Annotated in this window: 1 protein-coding gene; it reads left to right on the top strand. The window is 65.9% G+C overall.

The genetic code is table 11. The features are described 5' to 3' along the window. The first annotated feature begins 104 nt into the window (after positions 1-104). The gene (locus K4G64_RS39560) at positions 105-470 is read left to right on the top strand and encodes a hypothetical protein (protein WP_221760658.1); all 366 of its coding nucleotides are present in this window, start codon (positions 105-107) and stop codon (positions 468-470) included. Positions 471-640: the final 170 nt, after the last annotated feature.

Raw genomic sequence — 640 nt, 5'->3', positions numbered from 1 at the left:
CTCGTTGTCTCGGCTGGCCCGGTGTCAGGACACCGCCGGAACGCTGTGTTCCAGGGGCGCCAGTGCGAGGCGCTGTTCTGGACCGATGCTGAGGGGTGGGGCCGGTGAGCGCGCCTGTCTCGCAGCAGTCCCGCTTCGGTGTTGCCCGGCAGGCGGCTGTGAGCATGGTCAGCGGTGGCGCGGTCGTCGCGGTTCTGACGATGGCCAACGCGTCCTGGGAAGTCGTGGCGATAATCGTGCTCGTCACGCTCGTGGTCTCGCTCATTCTTGGCCTGGTCAAGATCGTGGTGCCCGATGAGTCCGAGCACAAGCGGGACCTGGTACTCGAATATTTCCGCTACCGCGAGCGCCAGGCCAAACAGCGTGAGCGCCGGGCTGAACTGCGCAAGCGCCGACGGCGACAGAGAAAAGGCGTGGATCTGCAGGAGCAGCGCAACCGGGCCACTGGAGATGATCATCCGCTTCCGTGATCGTTGCCGGACGTCGACCGGTGACGCCCACCGGGTGGTCTGGACGTGCACGGGCTGAGCGGGCGTATCCGGCCGGCCCACCACTACCTGATAGCGGTGGTCCGGCTTCGGGTCATGGGGCACCTCGTGCACCGCTCATCAAGCGCACATCTGGCGTACCAATCGTGTAC

Origin of the sequence: Streptomyces sp. WAC04114 (genome assembly GCF_019733245.1) — a bacterium.
Lineage (GTDB): Bacteria > Actinomycetota > Actinomycetes > Streptomycetales > Streptomycetaceae > Streptomyces > Streptomyces massasporeus_A.
The sequence above is the reverse complement of the archived record's forward strand: the minus strand, read 5'-3'. Positions and strand labels throughout refer to the sequence as shown.